The organism is Compostibacillus humi (genome assembly GCF_014637175.1).
GTDB lineage: Bacteria > Bacillota > Bacilli > Bacillales > Amphibacillaceae > Oceanobacillus > Oceanobacillus humi.
Genome location: NZ_BMEV01000007.1, coordinates 16506 through 35694 on the forward strand (window position 1 = coordinate 16506; position 19189 = coordinate 35694).

The 19189-nt window shown below is 41.2% G+C and carries 13 protein-coding genes; 6 read left to right on the plus strand and 7 right to left on the minus strand.

The window, feature by feature from the left end; translation table 11 throughout:
- Positions 1-130 precede the first annotated feature (130 nt).
- Positions 131-343: a hypothetical protein gene (locus IEV18_RS02865; RefSeq protein ID WP_188390872.1), complete on the plus strand. Its 213-nt coding sequence runs from the start codon at positions 131-133 to the stop codon at positions 341-343.
- A gap of 594 nt (positions 344-937) precedes the next feature.
- On the opposite strand, the gene IEV18_RS02870 is transcribed toward IEV18_RS02865, so the two are convergent.
- From IEV18_RS02870 to IEV18_RS02885, 4 genes are all read right to left on the minus strand, one after another.
- Entirely contained in the window at positions 938-1882 is a 945-nt protein-coding gene (locus IEV18_RS02870; RefSeq protein ID WP_188390873.1) for a methyl-accepting chemotaxis protein, read from the minus strand.
- The gene (locus tag IEV18_RS02875) at positions 1827-2147 is read right to left on the minus strand and encodes a protoglobin domain-containing protein (protein ID WP_188390874.1); all 321 of its coding nucleotides are present in this window, start codon (positions 2145-2147) and stop codon (positions 1827-1829) included. The genes IEV18_RS02870 and IEV18_RS02875 overlap by 56 nt, the downstream gene beginning before the upstream one ends.
- Positions 2148-2374: 227 nt before the next feature.
- Positions 2375-2836, minus strand: a complete 462-nt coding sequence (locus IEV18_RS02880; RefSeq protein WP_188390875.1) for a flavodoxin domain-containing protein — start codon at positions 2834-2836, stop codon at positions 2375-2377.
- Positions 2837-3110: 274 nt separating this feature from the next.
- Positions 3111-3863 carry an acyl-[acyl-carrier-protein] thioesterase gene (locus tag IEV18_RS02885; protein ID WP_188390876.1) on the minus strand — a complete coding sequence of 251 codons (753 nt, stop codon included), beginning with the start codon at positions 3861-3863 and terminating at the stop codon, positions 3111-3113.
- A 97-nt stretch (positions 3864-3960) separates the two neighbouring features.
- On the opposite strand from IEV18_RS02885, the gene IEV18_RS02890 reads away from it, so the two are divergent.
- The 5 genes from IEV18_RS02890 to IEV18_RS02910 all read left to right on the plus strand — a co-directional run bounded on the left by IEV18_RS02890 (position 3961) and on the right by IEV18_RS02910 (position 11684).
- Complete coding sequence (locus tag IEV18_RS02890) at positions 3961-5097, plus strand: YcjF family protein (protein WP_188390877.1); 1137 nt, start codon at positions 3961-3963, stop codon at positions 5095-5097.
- 1067 nt (positions 5098-6164) lie between these two features.
- Positions 6165-6548 (plus strand): response regulator, encoded by a 384-nt coding sequence (locus IEV18_RS02895; protein WP_188390878.1) that lies wholly within the window; start codon positions 6165-6167, stop codon positions 6546-6548.
- A gap of 126 nt (positions 6549-6674) precedes the next feature.
- Positions 6675-9608, plus strand: a complete 2934-nt coding sequence (locus IEV18_RS02900; RefSeq protein ID WP_188390879.1) for an EAL domain-containing protein — start codon at positions 6675-6677, stop codon at positions 9606-9608.
- 29 nt (positions 9609-9637) lie between these two features.
- Positions 9638-10018: a PilZ domain-containing protein gene (locus tag IEV18_RS02905; RefSeq protein ID WP_188390880.1), complete on the plus strand. Its 381-nt coding sequence runs from the start codon at positions 9638-9640 to the stop codon at positions 10016-10018.
- Complete coding sequence (locus IEV18_RS02910; RefSeq protein ID WP_188390881.1) at positions 10011-11684, plus strand: sensor domain-containing protein; 1674 nt, start codon at positions 10011-10013, stop codon at positions 11682-11684. Before IEV18_RS02905 ends, IEV18_RS02910 begins: the two co-directional genes overlap by 8 nt.
- A 42-nt stretch (positions 11685-11726) precedes the next feature.
- Here the strand turns inward: IEV18_RS02910 and IEV18_RS02915 are convergent, their stop codons facing one another.
- Genes IEV18_RS02915 through IEV18_RS02925 form a run of 3 tightly spaced genes read right to left on the minus strand, consistent with a single transcriptional unit; the run spans position 11727 to position 18271 of the window.
- Positions 11727-12557 carry a CheR family methyltransferase gene (locus IEV18_RS02915; RefSeq protein WP_188390882.1) on the minus strand — a complete coding sequence of 277 codons (831 nt, stop codon included), beginning with the start codon at positions 12555-12557 and terminating at the stop codon, positions 11727-11729.
- Positions 12550-15774: a response regulator gene (locus tag IEV18_RS02920; RefSeq protein ID WP_188390883.1), complete on the minus strand. Its 3225-nt coding sequence runs from the start codon at positions 15772-15774 to the stop codon at positions 12550-12552. The genes IEV18_RS02915 and IEV18_RS02920 overlap by 8 nt, the downstream gene beginning before the upstream one ends.
- Before the next feature lie 34 nt (positions 15775-15808).
- Positions 15809-18271 carry an EAL domain-containing protein gene (locus IEV18_RS02925; protein ID WP_188390884.1) on the minus strand — a complete coding sequence of 821 codons (2463 nt, stop codon included), beginning with the start codon at positions 18269-18271 and terminating at the stop codon, positions 15809-15811.
- Positions 18272-19189 lie beyond the last annotated feature (918 nt).

Sequence of the window (19189 nt, forward strand, 5' to 3'; positions counted from 1 at the left end):
ACTAGAAAATTGCCGAATGCTGTAGAACGGAATTTTATAGTGAAGTGGCGAAAAGGTGTGATATGATGTTTAGGCACGGTTTGTTGAAGTTTCGGTGTCTGTGGAGATTTTAAAAGAAAGGATGTTATTCATGGCAAAAAAGAAAAAACGTCTGAATGATTTTGCAATCGATCGTAATGAAACTTTCGCCTTTATCGCTGGATATACAGCTGGAGGAGCGCCTTTCGGAATTACTTGGGAAGAGTATGAAAAAATGGAAGGAGAAAACAAGCAGCGGACTACCGATAAAGATGAAGGACTTCCAATAGCCTCTGAAATAGAGGACTGCGACCTGCCTTTTTAATATTTTTGGAGGAAAACCGATATTTTGTCAGAAACGCTGATATTTCACGTTTCGCTGATATTTTTTATTTAAGGCTCAATATTTTCGGAGATAGGCTGAATTTTACCTGGGAGTGCTGATTTTTCTGTGAGAAACGCTGATATTTCACGGAAAGCTGATTTATTTTTTTCAACGCTCAATAAATTGAAAGATAAGCTGATATTTTCGTATTTTCGCTGATATTTTGGCTCGGATCGCCGATAAATCCCGATTCGCTGATATTTTTTATTAAAGGTTCGATATTTTCGGAGATATACTGAATTTTACCTGGGAGCGCTGATTTTTCTGTGAGAAACGCTGATATTTCACAGAAAAACGATTTTTTTCAACCTCGATAAAATAGAAGAAATGCCGATTTTTCGTCAGAACCGCCGATATCTTTCTAACAAAAGCCGATTTCTGAAGAAAAGCCGATATCTTTTTTTCTGCGCTCGATATAATTGGAGATAAACCGATATTTCTGGATATACGCCGATATTTTGACTCTGAGCGTCGATAAATGGCTCGCTCCTCCATTCCAATATAAAAAAGAGTGCGCCAGAATGCACTCTTATACTATTCGTTCAATTCTTCCATCATGACGTTCAAGTTTTCTGCTGTAGTTGCCAGTGTTGCGGCGGATTGTTCGATTTCATAGATGGCTTGGAGAAAGCTTTCCAAGTCCTGTTCAATTCTTACATTGCTTTCCTTTGTATTTTCCATTGTCTGGAGAATATTTTTAAAGGATTTTCTTGTTCCGTTCATCTGATCCTTCGTCTCTTCCACAAGGGTCTGTGCCTGTTCCAGCGAGGAACTGCTGCTAGCTACATACTCATTGATCTTGTTTACCAGCTCACTGACGTTCATCACCGAGTCCCGCGTTCCTTCGGCAAGTTTTCGCACTTCGCTGGCAACAACGGCAGCCCCTTTTCCGTGTTCGCCGGCACGGGCTGCTTCAATAGACGCGTTTAAGGAAAGGAGGTTTGTCTGGTCGGCGATTCCTTTCACGATTCCAACGATATCCTTAATCTGGTTCGTCATCATTTCTAAATTCTTCATCTGCTCGCCTACCATGCGGGAGCTCTCCTCTACCCGCTCGATAGTCCGGTTGATTTTATCCAATTGGGTATTTCCGTCGTTGGCAGTTTGCTGCGCTTCTTCCGCTAAAACACGGCCGCCCTTAGCGTTTTGGGCAATGATATCCATCCGTGCCGTCATTTCCTGAATTAAACCGTTTGTTTGCTGAGAATGGGTGGCGAGTTCATTGGATGTTTGCTCTAACATGGCGATTGTTTCAACTTTTGCTTTCGAGCGCACTTCTGATTCTCTTACTATTTCAAGCTGGTCATCGTAGGCTTCGAGCACTACTTGCTGTTCTAAACTGAGGAGGCGATTACAAACCCGGAGCGCCAACGCCTGATCCTCCGGCAAGGTGAGATTTTTATAAATGACATCTGCAAAAGATTCAAAAAGGGAAGAAAAGGATGCGATATACCATTTTTGTGTGAGGCCGATATGCAAATGGACAATAGCAATTTTTTTTTCGTTTTTCCATAAATTCTGTGTTTAATACGCCAGAAAACATTTCTGTAATGTGACGGCGCAGTGTTTTCTTTAATTTGTCTGTGGAACTGTGCTTATTGATGATGGCTCTTAAATCAGGATTTTGTTCGATGTTATCGTAAAACTTTTCCATAATTTCTTGTATATTTTCTTCGATGTACGGTTTTAAACATTGGGCAACAGCTAAGTCTTCTTTCGTCATGTTCGTCAATTTCAACTGCATCGCCAAACCTGTAAAACCGGATTCATTTCTTTCAGCTTTTCTGTTAACGGGACTTCTTTGCTTGCCTTTTCACGAAAACGAAACATTGTGCCACCCTTCTTTCTATAGCATTCTTACTTATATTATGTCTTATTCACTATGGAAATAGATATTTTTGGTAAAATGTTCACAGAAAAATAATATTCTCCCGTATAAAAGGGAGAATATTACTATGCAGGGATTATTTTCTATAAGACTATCATTTCGTTTTGCATTTCCACTGCTTTATCAACAAAAATTTTGCAAATCCGGTTATCGTCCTCGTCCGGTTCCAGGTCGACTTTCAGTTTTGCCGGAACCATCGTAGCGCCCAATTCTTCGAGCCGGTCATACATAATATCTACCGCGCCGCAAAATTCGTCATAAAACATATCTCCTGATCCGAAGACGCCGCAAATTTTCCCCGTGAGGTCAACTACATCCAAGTCGTCGTAGAAGTCTTCCACTTCAAAAGGAATTTCTCCATTTGTCCAAGTGTATACACCGAATAAAATCATATCATAATCGAGCAAATCCCTTGCCCGAATTTCATCAAAGTCAAATTCCTTTATATCCGGAACAATGCCTTTATCCGTCAACAGCTGAACGATTTCCTTGGCAATCAGTTCTGTATTTCCCGTCGCACTGGCATAAAGCACTAACGTTTTCATCGCTGTCACTCCTTTAAAAATTGTTGTCTATATGAAGGATGGTTTTTTCTATGTAAAAACTGCATCTAATACTATTGTAGTCAATAATGAGAATCATTTTCATTATGTTTCTTACAGTTTTTTGACAGATTGATGGCGGATTTGAGAAGTGTAGGGGGAGTGGCGTGGCGAAAATTCTCGGCCGGAATTTTTTTGGAGAAATTCTTATTCCGCTGCTAATGTAGAGAGACCTGCCTGTCATACATAAAAAAGGCGCCCACTGGGCACCTTTCCTCTATATTTCCTTTATTTTCACCTTGGCGCGAAAAATGACAGTGTCGTCTTTTTCTCTGACACCTTCCATAATGATTTCGCCGGAAGTTTCCCCCTCGCCCTGCTTCATGACGATTTCATCCCCAGGCAACGCTTCGTTGATAAAATTAACCTCCAGGGATTCTGGCTGATATTTTTCATGGTCCTCAATCGGAAAACAGTCCATCATATAATCGATATACCGGGAATTGTTCAAATGGCCGTTAAAATCAATGTCGCTGTAGCCGATCACTTTTTTATAGACCGGATGCATCGGGTCGGTACCTTTCAGCTTTCGCAGCTTGCCGTGTATGGCCCGCTCCTCAATTACTTCCGGATATTCCAAGGAAATGGCACTCGCTTTGACGAGCTTCCGTTCCTTCAAATCGATGATGCCCCAGGATGAAATGGCCCGGATAATAATATTTCCATCCCTGCCCTTCACCAAAAAGTCCCGTTCAAAATCAAACCGGCGCGGCTCTTGCGGCCATGTTTCTATCGTAATTTCCTCGTCCAGCGAAGGCAGGCGCTCGATATCGACCTTGAGGCGCATTAAAACCCAAGCGGCATCAAATTTTTCCTGCAGTGTATCAATTCCAACGCCAAGTCTTATCGCCGCATCATTCGCCGCATCCTGAAAATAGGAAAATAACGCACTTAATTTTAGCTTTTTCTGAAAATCTACATCCCTGAGATCAATATGGTAGTTTTTTTCGTATAATATTGTCGGTTTCATCGGTATCCTCCATCTTGACGAATCTCTTCTTTAAGCATACCATGATGGAGAAATGATTGTGATATTTAACGTCATGCGGCGGGATAAGAGGTGAACGATGTTGCAAAACTCGAACCAGCACAAAGATTTTTCCTTTCAAGACATATTGAATCAAATGGAAGAAGATTATCAATCGATGATGAAGCCAAATATTATGGTGGCGGGAAAAACCGGCGTGGGCAAAAGCACGTTGATTAATGCGATTTTCCGGGAAAATTTGGTGAAAACTGGTGTAGGTATGCCGGTGACTCAACACCTAAAAAAGATTTCTAAAGAAACGGTTCCAGTCAATCTTTTTGATACAAAGGGACTGGAGCTGGAGGATATTGCCCGGGACGAAGTGCGAAATGAAATCATGGCCGAGGTGGAAAGAAGAGCAGCCAGCAATGATGCCAGCGACCATATTCATTTAATGTGGTACTGTGTCAACTATGAATCGAATCGGCTGGAGCAGGCGGAAATGGAATGGATTCGTCTGTTTGCGAAAAAAATGCCGGTAATCCTCGTTCTCACCCAATGTATTACCGATGATGACACCTTTTATAAAGAATTGGAAAAAATGAATTTGCCGGTAGTAAACATCGTGCGGCTTTTGGCAGCACCAAAGAAAATTATGAATAACTTTGAAGTGCCTGCTTACGGACTGAAGGATTTGGTGCAGGTGACTTTTCAGGTTTTGCCCGAGGCGACGAAAAGGGCCTTCGTAAATGCACAAAAAACGGACATCGCCTTGAAGGTGGAAGAGGCTAAAAAATGGGCTGTCGGATTTATTGCCAGCTCCTTTGGCGTCGGCTTTACACCGATTCCTTTTTCCGATGCAGTGGCCCTTTCCGGAATCCAAGTGACGCTGATCGCAAAAATTACGAACATTTTCGGCTTTCCCCACTCTCAGGCTTTAATTCAGACTATTGTTTCAGCCATTGCCGGCTCCAGTGCAGCTACTCTCGTTGGACGAGCCATCGTCGGGAATCTGTTAAAAATTATCCCTGGCGTCGGAACGGTAGCAGGTGGTTTAATCAATGGAACAGTAGCCTCAGCCATTACGACAAGCCTCGCCTTTGCCTACATTAAAGTTTGCGAAAAATTAAGCAAGGTGGACGGGCTTGAGGAAATGTCCCATGAGAAAATTGCGAAAATGGTAAAAGAACAGTACGAGAAAGAACTAAAGAAAAAACGAAAGAATATCGCCCTTTGAGAAACATCCGATCTTCCTTTGTGAAGGTTGGATGTTTTTAAAAATAAGTACTGCTAGCGTGATGCTGAGGCTAGCCACAGGCAATTACCTCCCGAGTTATTTTCCGGCTCTCTATTAATTGATGCAGCCTGCCATTGGTCCTATCCAGGTGCCATAGGTGCGGGTACTCCTAAATCATCTTGTAAAAGGCTTTTTCCGTATTTAAAGATATCCTCTGACGGCTTTTAAAATTACCAATGAATTGCTCTCTCTCGGCTGATTATTAGCATTTTCTCTTTGAATTCAGGCCTGACAGGGCTTCTCTCGGTTGATTCTACCGTATTTTTAGCACAAATCAGCCGTGACTGCACTCCTCTCGGTCGATTCTCGCGTCCCTCTTACAAAAATCAGCCGTGACAACCCCTCTCTCGGTCGATTCTCGCTTCTTTCTTGCGCGAATCAGCCGTGACTGCTCTCCTCTCGGTCGATTCTCCCGTCTTTCTTGCGCAAATCGGCCGTGACAGCTCTCCTCTCGGTCGATTCTAGCGTATTTTTAGCCCAAATCAGCCGTGACAGCTCTCCTCTCGGTCGATTCTCCCGTCTTTCTTGCGCGAATCAGCCGTGACAGCTCTCCTCTCGGTCGATTCTCCCGTCTTTCTTGCGCAAATCGGCCGTGACTGCGCCTCTCTCGGTTGATTCTAGCGCATTCGCTCCAATTATCAACCTTGACAGAGTGCCTCTCGGTCGATTCTGTTGCCTTTTCCTCTCGTATCTGCCGTGATAACTGCTGCTCATCCGATTTTCCGTTTCCTTTCCGCAATCGGGAATGATAACGGGATTTCAATTGTTTGTTACCTCCTATTGGCTCAAGTCCACCATCTTTACTGCCTAGGGAAATTAATCATAAGCGCCATATGGCAGTTTCAATTTTGTCAAAAGATGTCGAAAGCATCGCCGGTAATAGGCTTTCCTACTGAATAAGTAATATTTCCTATTCCTTTATTCCTAAAATAAGAAATCATGGTGATATGTTTTTTCCCTGGATTCGCTGACAATATGGATGTATCAAAAAATGGAGTGAATTTAGCATGAAGAAAGATGAATCAAGAGGGTTCCTTTTGGTTTTAGTTGTCGATGATTCCCGATTTATGCGACTGCATTTAAAAAAACTTTTAAAACAGCATGGATTTACAAATGTCATTGGGGCGAAGGATGGTACGGAAGCAATTCAAAAATATGAGTACTACTTCCCGGATATCGTCATCCTTGATCATGTACTGCCCGATAAAGATGGCATATCCGTATTACAAAAAATAAAAGAAATCAACCCTATGGCAAAAGTAATTATGCATTCTTCATTAGCACCCGACAGCATCGTCAATACCGCGATTAAACAAGGTGCCATAGATTTCGTCCAAAAACCAAATTTTGTTCAATTAATCCAATCGATAGAAAAAGCATTCATTTATTAACATAATTCCACCAGCCAAAAGCAAAACAGCCGGCTGACATATTTGCAGCAACAGGTACTCATCCGTGAGATAAAGCCCATTCCTGCATGATCTATCCAAATCTAAATTTTATCAGAGGTGTTTCACATGCTATGGCGAAAAGTTGGTAATTCATTTTCAAAGAATATCAACCGAAATAATGACTTAGTTACAGATTTATGTTCGCTGGCAAAACTGCATCCAGATACAGTACTTATTTTTGACGATTCTGGAAAAATAGTTTCCGAAAACAAAAAAGGGTATAGAGCAGCGTTTGGCTTTAACCCGAAACATCTTAGTGATTTCCAGGACAATGTGCCAGAACAAACTTATCGCTCGATGGAGACAGGTTTGGAGCAGGCATTAAACGGACAAGCAAACAAACTTTCCGTTTCTTTTACAAATAACACCGATAAGCCGCATTACTTTCATGTAACCTTTCTCCCCATTCAATTTGACAAGGGGCCGGCTGAAGGAGTTTTTTGCATCTTTGAAAATATTACCGAAAGAGTGGAATTGGAAAAAGCATTGCACCTGAAGAAAAAGCATTTAAACAATGCCCAGCAAGTTGCAAAAATTGCCAGCTGGGAATATTTGCCCGACAAAGATGAATTCTTATTTTCTGACCAAATTTATCCGCTGTTAGGAATTGGGAAAAAGGATATCCAAAACTTACATGATTTCGATCATTTCATCCATCATGACGATTTGAGAAAAGTAAAACAATTTTTTGAAGTGCTTGGCAACAACAAAAGTTCTCTTTCCACAGAGTTTCGTTTTTTTCACGGCAAAACGAAGAAGCTGCATTATTTAAAAATGGTTGCGGAACCAATCTTATTGGATGATAAAGTCCATAAATGGATTGGGGTCGTTAAAGACTGCACAGAACGGAAAGAATTAGAACAAAAATTAAATAGCACAATGGAATATTTCCGGTACATGTTTAATCATCTCGATGCTTCCATCTGGCTAATGGAATATCCAAGCGGGAAGATGAAGTTTGTGTCAAAAGGGACGGAAGACATTTTACAAATTCCGGTGAACCAGCTGATAGACAGGCCAATCCAATGGGAATCCTTTCTCCACCCCGATGACGCTGCTAATTATTCAGCCCGAATGAAACTGGCAGAAGGCGGACAGTCTCAGCATATAGAAACCCGAATCATCGCCGGTGACGGCACGACGAAATGGATTTATAAACAGGTCATTCCTTGGTTTGATGAAAACAGCAATCTTACTTATTTGTTCGGAATGATGCTGGACATCACCGAAAGGGTAAAAATAAGGGAAGAGTTAGATTTTCGGACAACCCATGATGCCGTAACCGGATTGCCGAATCAAATCCAGCTCCAGCAATCGTTAGAGGCACATTGCCGCGACGGCAAAACCTTGGCCCTTTTATATTTGCATATTGACCGGCTGCAAATCGTCCATGATGCCCTCGGCTATGATATAGCCAATAAATTGCTAAAAGAGCTGGCTTCATGGCTAAAGACGATGACTCCAGCAAACGGATCTTTGTTTTACGTCGACAATCATCATTTAGTTTTCCTGCTTGGAAACATCCAACATAAAGAAGACATTTTTGCTTTTGCAAAAAATGTTTTAGATAATACTCGACTTCCTTTCCATATCGAAGGTTACGAAATAAACGTGACGACAAGTATCGGCATTAGTTTTTTTCCGGAAAACGGAGACAAGCCGAACATTCTTCTGGAAAAAGCTCGTCATGCTTTAAACCGGGCAAAAAAACTTGGGAAAAATAACTATCAAATTTTTTCTGACTCGATTGATATTTCATCCTATAAACAGTTAGCGCTGGAAAATGATATGCGTAAAGCATTGGAACAAAATCAGTTTGAGCTTTACTACCAGCCTCAAGTAAATATGGAAGGGAGAATTCATAGCGCGGAGGCATTGGTCCGATGGAATCATCCGGATTGGGGAACGGTTTCTCCAGGAGAATTTATCCCTCTCGCAGAGGAAAATCACTTAATTCATGATTTGACAAGTTGGGTAATCGAAGAAGTTTGTTCGCAGCTGAAAAAATGGAAAACGATGGAAAAACCGGTAAAGCCGATTGCCATTAACGTTTCCCCGCTCTGTCTCATGCGAAATGGGTTCATCGAAAAAATCAAGCAAATTCTAGCAGACTACGAAATTTCTGCCCATCTCATTCAGCTGGAAATTACGGAAAATACACTTCTGAAAGATAATGAAAAGATTCAATCAAATTTAAAAATGTTAAAACAGCTAGGACTTGCCATTGCGATCGATGACTTTGGTACTGGATATTCTTCGTTAAAATATATCCACGATTTTCAAGTCGATATCCTTAAACTGGATAAATTATTTCTCAAAGAGCTCGCTCACGATAATGAAAAAGATAAAGCAATCGTTTCGTCCGTAATCCATTTAGCAAAAGGATTAAATATTAAAATCATTGCGGAAGGGGTTGAAAGGTACGAACAGTATCAGTTTTTAAAGCAAAAGGATTGTGATTTAATTCAAGGGTTTCTTTTTTCCAAGCCGGTGCCTCTGGAAACGTGGGAAGAAATGATGGAAACAGGATACTTAAAACCGAAAAAGAAAATGTACATGCCTCGGCGAAAAGAGCGGAGAAAGTTTTATCGGCTGGAGTTTCCACATAGCATCAAAGGCGAAATGACGATCGTCGAGGTGAATAATCAGAAAGTAAATGTCGGTTCAACCCCGATCTTAATTCAAAATCTCAGTTTAGGCGGAATAAAAATTTTATCCTACTTAAATTTACCTGTTCATTCCCATTTTAAATATCGCTTCTCCTTTACCTTGATGGGAGAAACGTTCCAAATTGAAGGAACATTAATTTGGAAAGAGGAAGTGAAAAGGGACGCCTACTACTACGGGGCTGCATTCCGGCTGCAACAGCAGGAGGAAGACCGGTTAGCACCTTTAATTAATCAGGCAAGTACGTTTTTAAAAATGAACCAGCTCTTGCCGCAGACGGATTTTATTTTCGAAAATGACTATGTCTATTTACAACGGCTTCTATCCAGCTAAATTGATTCTTAAGTAAAGGAGTTCGCAACATGCATAAATACAACCGAAATGAACCGTTTAGATATACTTTTGAAAAGCCGGTCCCTGGTATGTTCCAAATTGTAGCGGTAGATGACCAGGTTGTCGAAACGTCCCTCGGCGAAATAAACATTATCGATATTAGCCCAGAAGGTGCAAAACTGCAAAGCAAGCTCCGATTACCCGATAAAAAAGTAAAAATTTATACGCATTTTAAACTGGAAGAACGTGAGTTTCATTTTATCGGAGATGTAATATGGCAGAAACAATCCGGAAATGTCTATCAATATGGTGTACACTTTTTGCTTAAGGAAAAGGCAAAACACGAATTAATTGAAAGCTTAAAACAATATGCCAAAAACAACAGCAGAAAGGGAGCAGGGCATGAATAATCCTTGGCAATTTTTTAACAGCATGGAAGACATGATCTTTATTGTTAAAGTGAAGGAAGACGATTCATTTGTATACGAGTTTGCCAATCAGGCTGCCATCAAAGAATCCTTTGTAACCGAGGACTTTCATGGGAAAACCTTTGACGATTTTTTCCCGCCGGAAAAGGCTCAGTTTCTTCTCGAACAGTATAGGAAGGTCATTGCTGTAAAGGAACCGGTTACGTACAACGATACATTCCTTTCCGCAACCGGCTTTCATCAATATGCGAGAACGAGGCTATCCCCGATTGTGGACGATGCAGGCCAATGCAACTATGTTGTCGCACAAGTAAAAAACATTACGAAGGAAAAAATCGCTGAAGTGAAAATGAAGGAATATAGCGAGCGGTTAATCGCAAATGAGCAAAAATATGAATCGTTATTTTCCTATAACTTTGATGCAATTTTCTTTATCAATTTGGACGGATATATTATTGACGGCAACGAAGCCGTGGAAAAAGTTACCGGTTATCCATTACAAGATTTAATCGGCAAACATTATCTTGCTTTCGTTTTGCCGGAAGAAAATGAAATGGCAATAGAAAAGTTTCATCATGCCGGGAAAGGCGGCTTTCATGAATTCCAAGGAACATTTATCGGCAAGGGCGGAAAGCTCGTTCGCAGCATGATAAAACTTTCACCGATGATTATTCACGAAAAAATCGTCGGGGTTTACGCCATCATAAGGGATATGTCTGAGCTTCTCGATACGATTCGGCGATTAAAGGAAAGTGAGCAACGATTTCGCATTATTGCGGAAAACACGATGGATATGATCGTATTAACAGACGAGCACTATACGGTTACGTATGTTTCACCATCCTGCGAAATACTTATCGGGCATAGCCCGGAATCCTTTATCGGTGAATCGCTTTTCCGGCAAATTGTTTCCGAAGATAGAGATAAAGTGAAATGGCAGATGATGAAGGCGGTAGAAGAGCGAAAAAACTGTAAAATTCAGTTTCGCAATCACAATAAAGAAGGAGAAATCGTGTGGCTGGAAATGGCGGGAACCCCGGTCTACTGCGATTCGACGGACAAGCTTAGCCATTTCGTCCTCGTCATCCGGGATATTACGATGCAAAAGAAATATGAAAATCGGCTAAAAAATTTGGCCCTTCATGATCCGTTAACGAATTTGCCGAATCGTCGGCTATTTGATAAATATCTGTTGCAATCATTTCAACCGTCCGGCAGCGAACAGCGTAAGTTGGCGGTAATGATGATGGACATGGACGATTTTAAAATGATTAATGATACGTACGGCCACGATATCGGCGACAAAGTGCTGATTGAATTTGCCAAGCGAATCGAAAGCTGTCTAAGGGATACGGACATCGCTGCAAGACTTGGCGGCGACGAATTTGCTATTTTGCTTCCTGAGATTGCCTCGGTCCATGACGCAGAACAAATTGCGGAACGCATTCAGAACAAGATGAGGGAGCCTTGGATGATCGATCATTACCAGCTTAACGTGTCCACAAGCATTGGCATTTTCGTCATCAACAAAGACGAGCATTTAACCCCCCATTCTGTCGTCCGAAATGCGGATAAAGCATTGTACAAAGTGAAAAATACAGGGAAGATGTCCTACAGCATTACCGAAAACAATCGAATCCCCAGCTGATTAAAAAAACCTTCGGTCAGGCTGAACCGCCAGACCAAAGGTTTATTTTATTTTTTGATATAATTTCTGTTCTCTGCTTACCGTTTTGTAATGATCCTCTACATCCATAAAAGCAATGCTTTCCTTATTACCCAGCCCGAGAATTCCCAACATCCCTAAACTTTCATAGAAAAGCCGGTGGACTTTTTGCTGTAACGGTTTATTGAAATAGATAAGAACGTTTCGGCAAATGATGACGTGAAACTCGTTGAAAGATCGGTCTGTCACGAGATTATGCTGGGCAAAGACAATGTTTTTCGATAAGGACGGGTGGAACTTCGCCTTGTTGTTGACAACGGTATAGTACTCAGAAAAGGCTTTTTTCCCTCCGGCCTGAATATAATTTGTCGTATATTTTTTCATTGGTTCCAAAGGAAACTGGCCGTTTTTGGCAATTTTAAGCACGTCGGTATGAATGTCCGTTGCATAAATTTTAGCCCGGTCGTACAGCCCTTCTTCTTGAAGCAAAATGGCCATCGAATATACTTCTTCCCCGCTGGAACAACCCGCATGCCAAATCCGAATGGACGGATAGGTCCTTAATAGCGGAATGACCTTTTTCCTGAATTCGGCAAAAAACAGCGGATCCCGGAACATTTCCGTCACATGGATGGAAAAATCGGCAATAATTTTTTGCATATAAACTGGATCCCGCAATACTTTATCCAACAGTTCTAAGATGCTAGATAATTTTTCCGCATGAATCCGATGCCAAATTCTGCGCCGAATCGTCGGGTAAGCATAATTCCGGTAATCATAGCCGTACCGTTCGTAAATGCCTTCCAGAAACAATTTTATTTCCAGCTGTTCCAAGTCTGCCTGTGCTTTAGGCATCGCTCTTTCCTTCCTTTTTAAAAAGCCAAACTTTAATAAGGGACATAAACTGATCAATATCTACCGGCTTCACGATGTAATCAGAGGCACCGATTTCCAGACTTTTTTCCCTGTCGCCTTTCATCGCCTTTGCCGTTAGCGCAATAATCGGAAGGTTTTTGTATTCGTCCATTGCCCGAATTTGCTGGATTGCTCCATAACCATCTAGCTCCGGCATCATAATATCCATGACTACTAAATCGATGGAAGGATTCCCGGTTAACACGTTGATGGCTTCTTTCCCGTTTTCCGCAAAGGATATCTGGATGCCGTATTGTTCCAAAATGCTGGAGAGGGCATACACGTTACGGACATCATCATCGGCGATGAGTATATGTTTTCCTTCCAATTTATCGTTGTTTCTCACTTCTGTGTCATTATTCTTTGGCGTTGTCTGCAACGTGATACCGTCCAAATATAAGGCAATTTCTTTTTTCAGTCGGGCAGGGGCATGCTCGTCTTTAATAATGATGCTGTCCGCATGCTTTTCTAAAAAGCGTTCTTCATCTGATGTGACGTCTCTTCCCGTATAAACAAATACTTTTAAATGGTCGTATTTTTCCTGCTCGGTTAATTTTTCTAATAGGTCAAAACCGGTCGTGTCGGTCAGTCCAAGGTCTAACACGAGGCAATCATAGGAATTCCGCTTCAATTCCTCCATCGCTTCCTTTCCGGTAGAAACAGCCTTCATAATGACATTCATATCCCCGAGCAATTCCATCATGCTGTTCCGCTGAGTCCGGTCATCGTCAACGATTAAGAGCCTTTTAATGTGGCTATTTTCTTCCGGCATTGCCTGCTTGGCTTCTTTTCTCGTGTCCTCTTTTATCGTCTCCGTTACTTCAGGCTGTACTTCGTTATCCAGCCCCGCTGCGGCTTCTTCCAAACAGCTGTTATGACGGAAATTCCCGACATAAAACGTGAATGTGCTTCCTTTTCCTAATTCACTTTCCACTTCAATCCAGCCGCCTAACAGCTCTGACAACTCTTTACTAATCGATAATCCAAGTCCTGTTCCGCCGTATTTACGGCTCGTTGTACCGTCGGCCTGGTGGAAGGCGGAAAAAATCGTGTTTAAGTGCTCTTCCGCAATCCCGATGCCTGTATCGGCTACGACAAAGGCAAAGTGAGGGCCTTTCCGCTTAATTTCTAATGTGACTTCCCCTTCTTCGGTAAATTTAAACGCATTTGCCAGCAAGTTTTTTAATACTTGCTGTAATTTCGTTTCGTCGGTATAAATGGTCTCCGGCAAATCCGCTTCCTTCATAATGCGGAATCGTACATTTTTCTCATCGGCAACCGGCTGGAAACTGCTTTCGGCAAATTCGATAATTTCATCGATTGCTACGTCGGTCGGATAAATATCCATTTTTCCCGATTCGATTTTGGAAAGGTCCAAAATATCGTTAATGAGCATTAGCAAATCTTTTCCGGAAGAATAAATCGTTTTCGCATATTCCACCTGTTTGCTCGATAACGTTTGTTCCTTGTTTTCGGAAAGGAGTTTCGACAAAATAAGCATGCTGTTTAAAGGCGTGCGCAATTCATGGGACATATTGGCAAGGAATTCGGTTTTGTATTTGGAGCTCAAGGCTAGTTCTTTTGCTTTTTGTTCTAATTCGGTTTTTATTTGTTCGAGTTCTTTATTTTTTTCTTCGAAGCGTTTGTTTTGTTCTTCCAGACTGTTCGTCTTTTCTTCCAGTTCCACATTGGCCTGCTCCAGTTCCTCTTGCTGTACTTTCAGTCTTTCTTCCGATTGTCTTAATACGTTCGTCTGTTTTTCCAACTCTTCATTTTTCGCGATAAGTTCTTCTTGCTGGGTTTGCAATTCTTCTGATTGAGTTTGGATTTCTTCCATTAATGTTTGAGTTTCTTCTAATAGTTTCGCCTGTTTAATTCGGCCGATGACATTATCAAGAGTAATTCCTAAATTAGAAACTAATTCCTCGAGCAACCTCTGTTCTTTGTCTTCGAACGGTTGGAAGGAAGCTATTTCAATAATGCCTTTCACTTCCCCTTCGTGAATAACAGGCAGCAAATATAAAAAGCAAGGAGGCGCTTCCCCAAGCCCGGATTGAATCGCGATATAATCGCGGGGAACGTTTGCGAGAATGATCGGTTTCTTTTCATATGCGCATTGGCCGACTAACCCTTCTCCAAGACGAAAGACCGTTTTCATATGCTTCCGTTCTTTAAAAGCGTAGGATGCCCGCAATGTGTAGATTGGCTCCTCTTCCTGGCTTTCCTCCGCAATGTAAAAAACAGCATGACTCCCTTCGACGAGAGGTACAATCTCGGAAAGAAACGTTTCCGCTAAAGCATCTGGTGTTTTCTGCCCGCTCATGCTTTTCGTAATCTCGGCGATATGCGTTTTCACCCAACCTTCTTCCTGTTCTCTCTCCTGCTCTTTTTTTAGAGATTGGGACATTTGGTTGAAGGATGTCGCTACTTCATCCAGTTCGTCATTCCCTTTGATTTCAATGCCTGTGTCCAATCCCATTTTCCCGCTGGCGATGGCGTTCATCGTGGACGTAATTTTTTTTAATCTGGACGTAAACACATGAACGTTGCGGAAAAACATCAGAAAAATCCCGATAATTACCGCACCGAGTACGATGACTTCCGTCCAAAAATTGCGGGCATATGTTTTTTCCTCATTTTCCATTAAGGCAGTTGTATCATCTTCAAAGGTGTCCGTCATTTCTGTCAGGCTAGAATAAAACACCTCTTGCATTTCCTGGGAGTACGCTTCTAATTTTGTCCTCGCCTCTTCCCGATTTCCGTCTAAAACGTGCTGGATAATTTCTTCTTTATAGGCTGTATACTGTTCATATTGCCTTACGACATGTTTCACCAGCTCATTTTGTTCTTCCGTATATGAAAAAGATTCCAGTTTGCTCATTTGGTCGTCGATTTCTTCGCTTAATGCATCGATTTTATTTATTTCTTTCTCCATCCCCTCCTGTTCCGGAGTAAGGATTAAGTTCCGCAAATAAATCGCATTGTCCTTTAAATTCAATTGTATTTCTTCGGACAAAATCGTAAGTTCATAATTCTTCATTAACGTATTGCTCACTTTTTGAAATCCGGCCATTTGTCTGCTTTCCATCCCGATAAACAGAAAAAGCAAAATCGGAAGTGTGCTTAGGACAAGCAGCATTTGTGTACGTATTTTCACGTCCATCTTCCCTTCTTTTTGAAAAACTATTCATCTATCCTTGTTTCAGCATGTTAAATACGATAGCCATCGCTTGTGAGCGGTCAGTAACATCCATTTTTTGGAAAATATGATAAATATGATTTTTTACCGTATGCTCGCTTATATACAATTGCTGTGATATTTCTTTATTGCTTAACCCATTCAAAATAAGCTCCAACACTTCCAGTTCCCTCGTTGACAGAGAAAAAGTTTCCTTTAATTCGTGTAAAGAACTTCGAATCAGGCTTTCCTGCTTCTCTTCTTTAGGAGGATTTTCCGAAGAACTGGAGAGACTCTCCCATTCTTTGAAAAATTGCATTTCGCCTTGGAATAATAATGCTTCCACCTCTTTCCGGGATAGAGGGGAGCTCACGATTGGCCCCTGGACTTCGGTGCAGCCGTTGTTACCAAAGAATTGGAATTGCTCCGTTGTTTCTACCCCCGTGGCGACGATGGATAAATCAGACTGTTCCGCGATGGCCATATAGGCAGCGAGAAGGTGGGTGTAAGCATCTTTTTCCGTCCCAGCCATGCGGGAAAAGGAAGGATGGATTTTTATTTTGTCGACCGACAGCAGATGCAAAAATTGCAGGCCGGAATATCCGATGCCAAAATCATCAATACAAAGTTTTATCCCTAATTCTTTTAGCTCTTGCATCGGAATTTTTACAAGTTCCCAATACTCTTTTAATTCATTTTCAAGGAATTCAAATTGCAATTGGGCTGGCTTTACTTTCGTTTCCTGCAAAACTTTCTTTAGCTTTTCGATAAAATTCTTTTCCAGCAGCTGTTTTGGGGAAAGATTCAAGGCGATGCTTACTGGAATGTCGCCTTTTTCCCGCCAAATTTTTATTTGATTACAAACCGTTTGGATGACCCAATCTCCAATCATCGTAACGAGGCCGGATTCATCGGTTAAAGACTGCAGTTCTTCCGGTGAAATTTCCCCCCATTTTGGATGGTTCCACGTAAGCTTTACTTCGATTGTCTCGGCTTTACCGCTTTTTGTATTGACGGAAGGATGATAACGGAATGCGAATTCATTGCGGGCAATCGCCTTATGCAAATCGTTTTTTAAGAGAAATTTTTGGTAAAACTTCAAGTTCATCCCATTATGATACACCCGATAATGGTTTTTTCCTTGTTGCTTTGCCGTATATAGTGCGGCGAAAGCATTTTTCATCAGTTCATCGTCATCTTCTCCGTCATAAGGGAAGACGCTCAGCCCGATGCTCGTTGTAATATACAAATCATAATAGTCAATGGTAAAGGGCTGCTGAAACCGGTCCAAAATCCTTTCTGCTATTTCTAATGATGTTTCCCGGTCGGTATTTGGCAGCAGGATGACAAACTCGTCGCCTCCGAGCCTGGCGATGAAGTCGTTTTTCCGGACAATTTGTTGCAAAGCTTTTGCCGCTGCTTTAAGCACTTGATCCCCGATGAGATGCCCTAATGATTCATTGATGTATTTAAATCCGTCCATATCTAAAAACAGCAAGCTTAACGCTCCGTTCGACTGTTTTGCCTGCTGGAGCATTGTTGACAATTGTTTGCGAAACATTCTTCGGTTGGGCAATTCGGTCAAATAATCGTGATACGCCATATGGGTAATCAATTCTTCATTTTTCTTCTGGCTTGTCAAATCTTGAATCGTGCAGGCGATGACTGGTCTATCGTCTATGTTTTTAAAGCCGATATGAACGTTTCCTATCAACGTCCGGCCGTTTTTTCCGGTAACGGGCACTTCTTTTTGATTCTCATAATTTTTCACATGACCATATTGTAGAATGAAAGTCAAATTGTCTTTGATGAATTGTTTTGCCTCGTGTTGAGTAAACAGGGTGGTAATCGGTTTTCCGAGCAGTTCGGCTTTGTCGTATTGGAGCATGCTTAGACTAGATGGATTGCATTTTACGATATTACCGTCTGGATCTAAAATAAACATTGCATCTTTTGATGTTTCGAAAACGACGTCAGTCAATGATTCCAGGACACGCAGTTTGGAGGTCGTTTCCAGGAGGTCGCGATTGGCCTTCTCCAGCTCCTGCGTTTTTTCTTCCAATGCCTCTTTTTTTCGGACTAAATTTTGTTTCATCTTGTAAATATCTACGAATCTTTCCACTTTCGCTTTTAAAATGAGCGGATCAATCGGTTTTAAAATGTAATCTACCGCACCGACCGCGTATCCCATGAAAATATGTTCGGATTCCATATTGTTAGCGGTAATAAACAAAATGGGGATATGTTTCGTCTTTTCCCTTGCTTTGATGATTTTCGCAGTCGTAAACCCGTCCATTCCCGGCATGTGAACGTCCATTAAAATTAACGCAAATTGGTATTTTAGTAGATATTTTAACGCTTCTTCCCCAGAGGAAGCCTTCACAAGACGGTACTCGTCTTTTTCGATAATCGCCTCTATGGATAACAGATTTTCCGGACGATCATCGACGAGAAGTATATTTATCTTATCTTCCAAATCGATTCCCCTCTCAATTCAGAATATCTTTTATTCGAAATGAAAAAAAACCTTTTTTAGGTATTTAGTCATAAACAGACAATTCCTATTATACCCGGTCTCATATAGTAGAAGAAGTGATTTTATTCATAATATACGAGATTCATGCCTATCCAAATTTTCCCAAAAAAATAACGAAAGCGCCATGGGTACCAGTTACTATAGAGGCAGGAATATGTTCCTATAACCAGGAATAGGAGGGGGTTTTTAACTTTTTATTCTAACGCTGTCAAATTTAATTCGGCGGTTCACTTGGATTCTAGCAGTTATTGTCGGGTATTCTAACGGTGTGAAAAATAATTCAGCGATTCTCTTGTTTTTTCTAACGGAATTTTTTAAAATTCAGCGCTCTTCTCTGATTCTAACGGTTTCAGCAGGGATTCTAATGGCGCGAACAATAATTCAGCGTTTCTCTTATTTTTTCTAACGATATTTTTAAAAATTCAGCGCTACCCGTTGATTCTAACGGTTTCAGCAGATATTCTAACGATACAGACAATAATTCAGCGATTCTCCTATTTTTTCTAACGAGGTTTTTAAAAATTCAGCGCTACCCGTTGATTCTAACGGTTTCAGCAGGTATTCTAACGGTTCAAACAATGATTCAGCGATTCTCCTATTTTTTCTAACGATATTTTTTAAAATTCAGCGCTCTACTCTGATTCTAACGGTTTTCGCAGATATTCTAATGGCGCGAACAATAATTCAGCGTTTCTCTTATTTTTCTAACGAGATTTTTTAAAATTCAGCGATTCCCGTTGATTCTAACGGTTTCAGTAGATATTCTAACGGTGCGAACAATAATTCAGCGATTCTCCTATTTTTTTCTAACGAGATTTTTAAAAATTCAGCGCTACCCGTTGATTCTAACGGTTTCAG

Bases quoted from the DNA above. Each gene is read 5' to 3' on its own strand.
- IEV18_RS02865 (WP_188390872.1), top strand. From the start codon at position 131: ATGGCAAAAAAGAAAAAACGTCTGAATGATTTTGCAATCGATCGTAAT.
- IEV18_RS02875 (WP_188390874.1), bottom strand. From the start codon at position 2,147: ATGCAGTTGAAATTGACGAACATGACGAAAGAAGACTTAGCTGTTGCC.
- IEV18_RS02880 (WP_188390875.1), bottom strand. From the start codon at position 2,836: ATGAAAACGTTAGTGCTTTATGCCAGTGCGACGGGAAATACAGAACTG.
- IEV18_RS02885 (WP_188390876.1), bottom strand. From the start codon at position 3,863: ATGAAACCGACAATATTATACGAAAAAAACTACCATATTGATCTCAGG.
- IEV18_RS02890 (WP_188390877.1), top strand. From the start codon at position 3,961: ATGTTGCAAAACTCGAACCAGCACAAAGATTTTTCCTTTCAAGACATA.
- IEV18_RS02895 (WP_188390878.1), top strand. From the start codon at position 6,165: ATGAAGAAAGATGAATCAAGAGGGTTCCTTTTGGTTTTAGTTGTCGAT.
- IEV18_RS02900 (WP_188390879.1), top strand. From the start codon at position 6,675: ATGCTATGGCGAAAAGTTGGTAATTCATTTTCAAAGAATATCAACCGA.
- IEV18_RS02905 (WP_188390880.1), top strand. From the start codon at position 9,638: ATGCATAAATACAACCGAAATGAACCGTTTAGATATACTTTTGAAAAG.
- IEV18_RS02910 (WP_188390881.1), top strand. From the start codon at position 10,011: ATGAATAATCCTTGGCAATTTTTTAACAGCATGGAAGACATGATCTTT.
- IEV18_RS02915 (WP_188390882.1), bottom strand. From the start codon at position 12,557: ATGCCTAAAGCACAGGCAGACTTGGAACAGCTGGAAATAAAATTGTTT.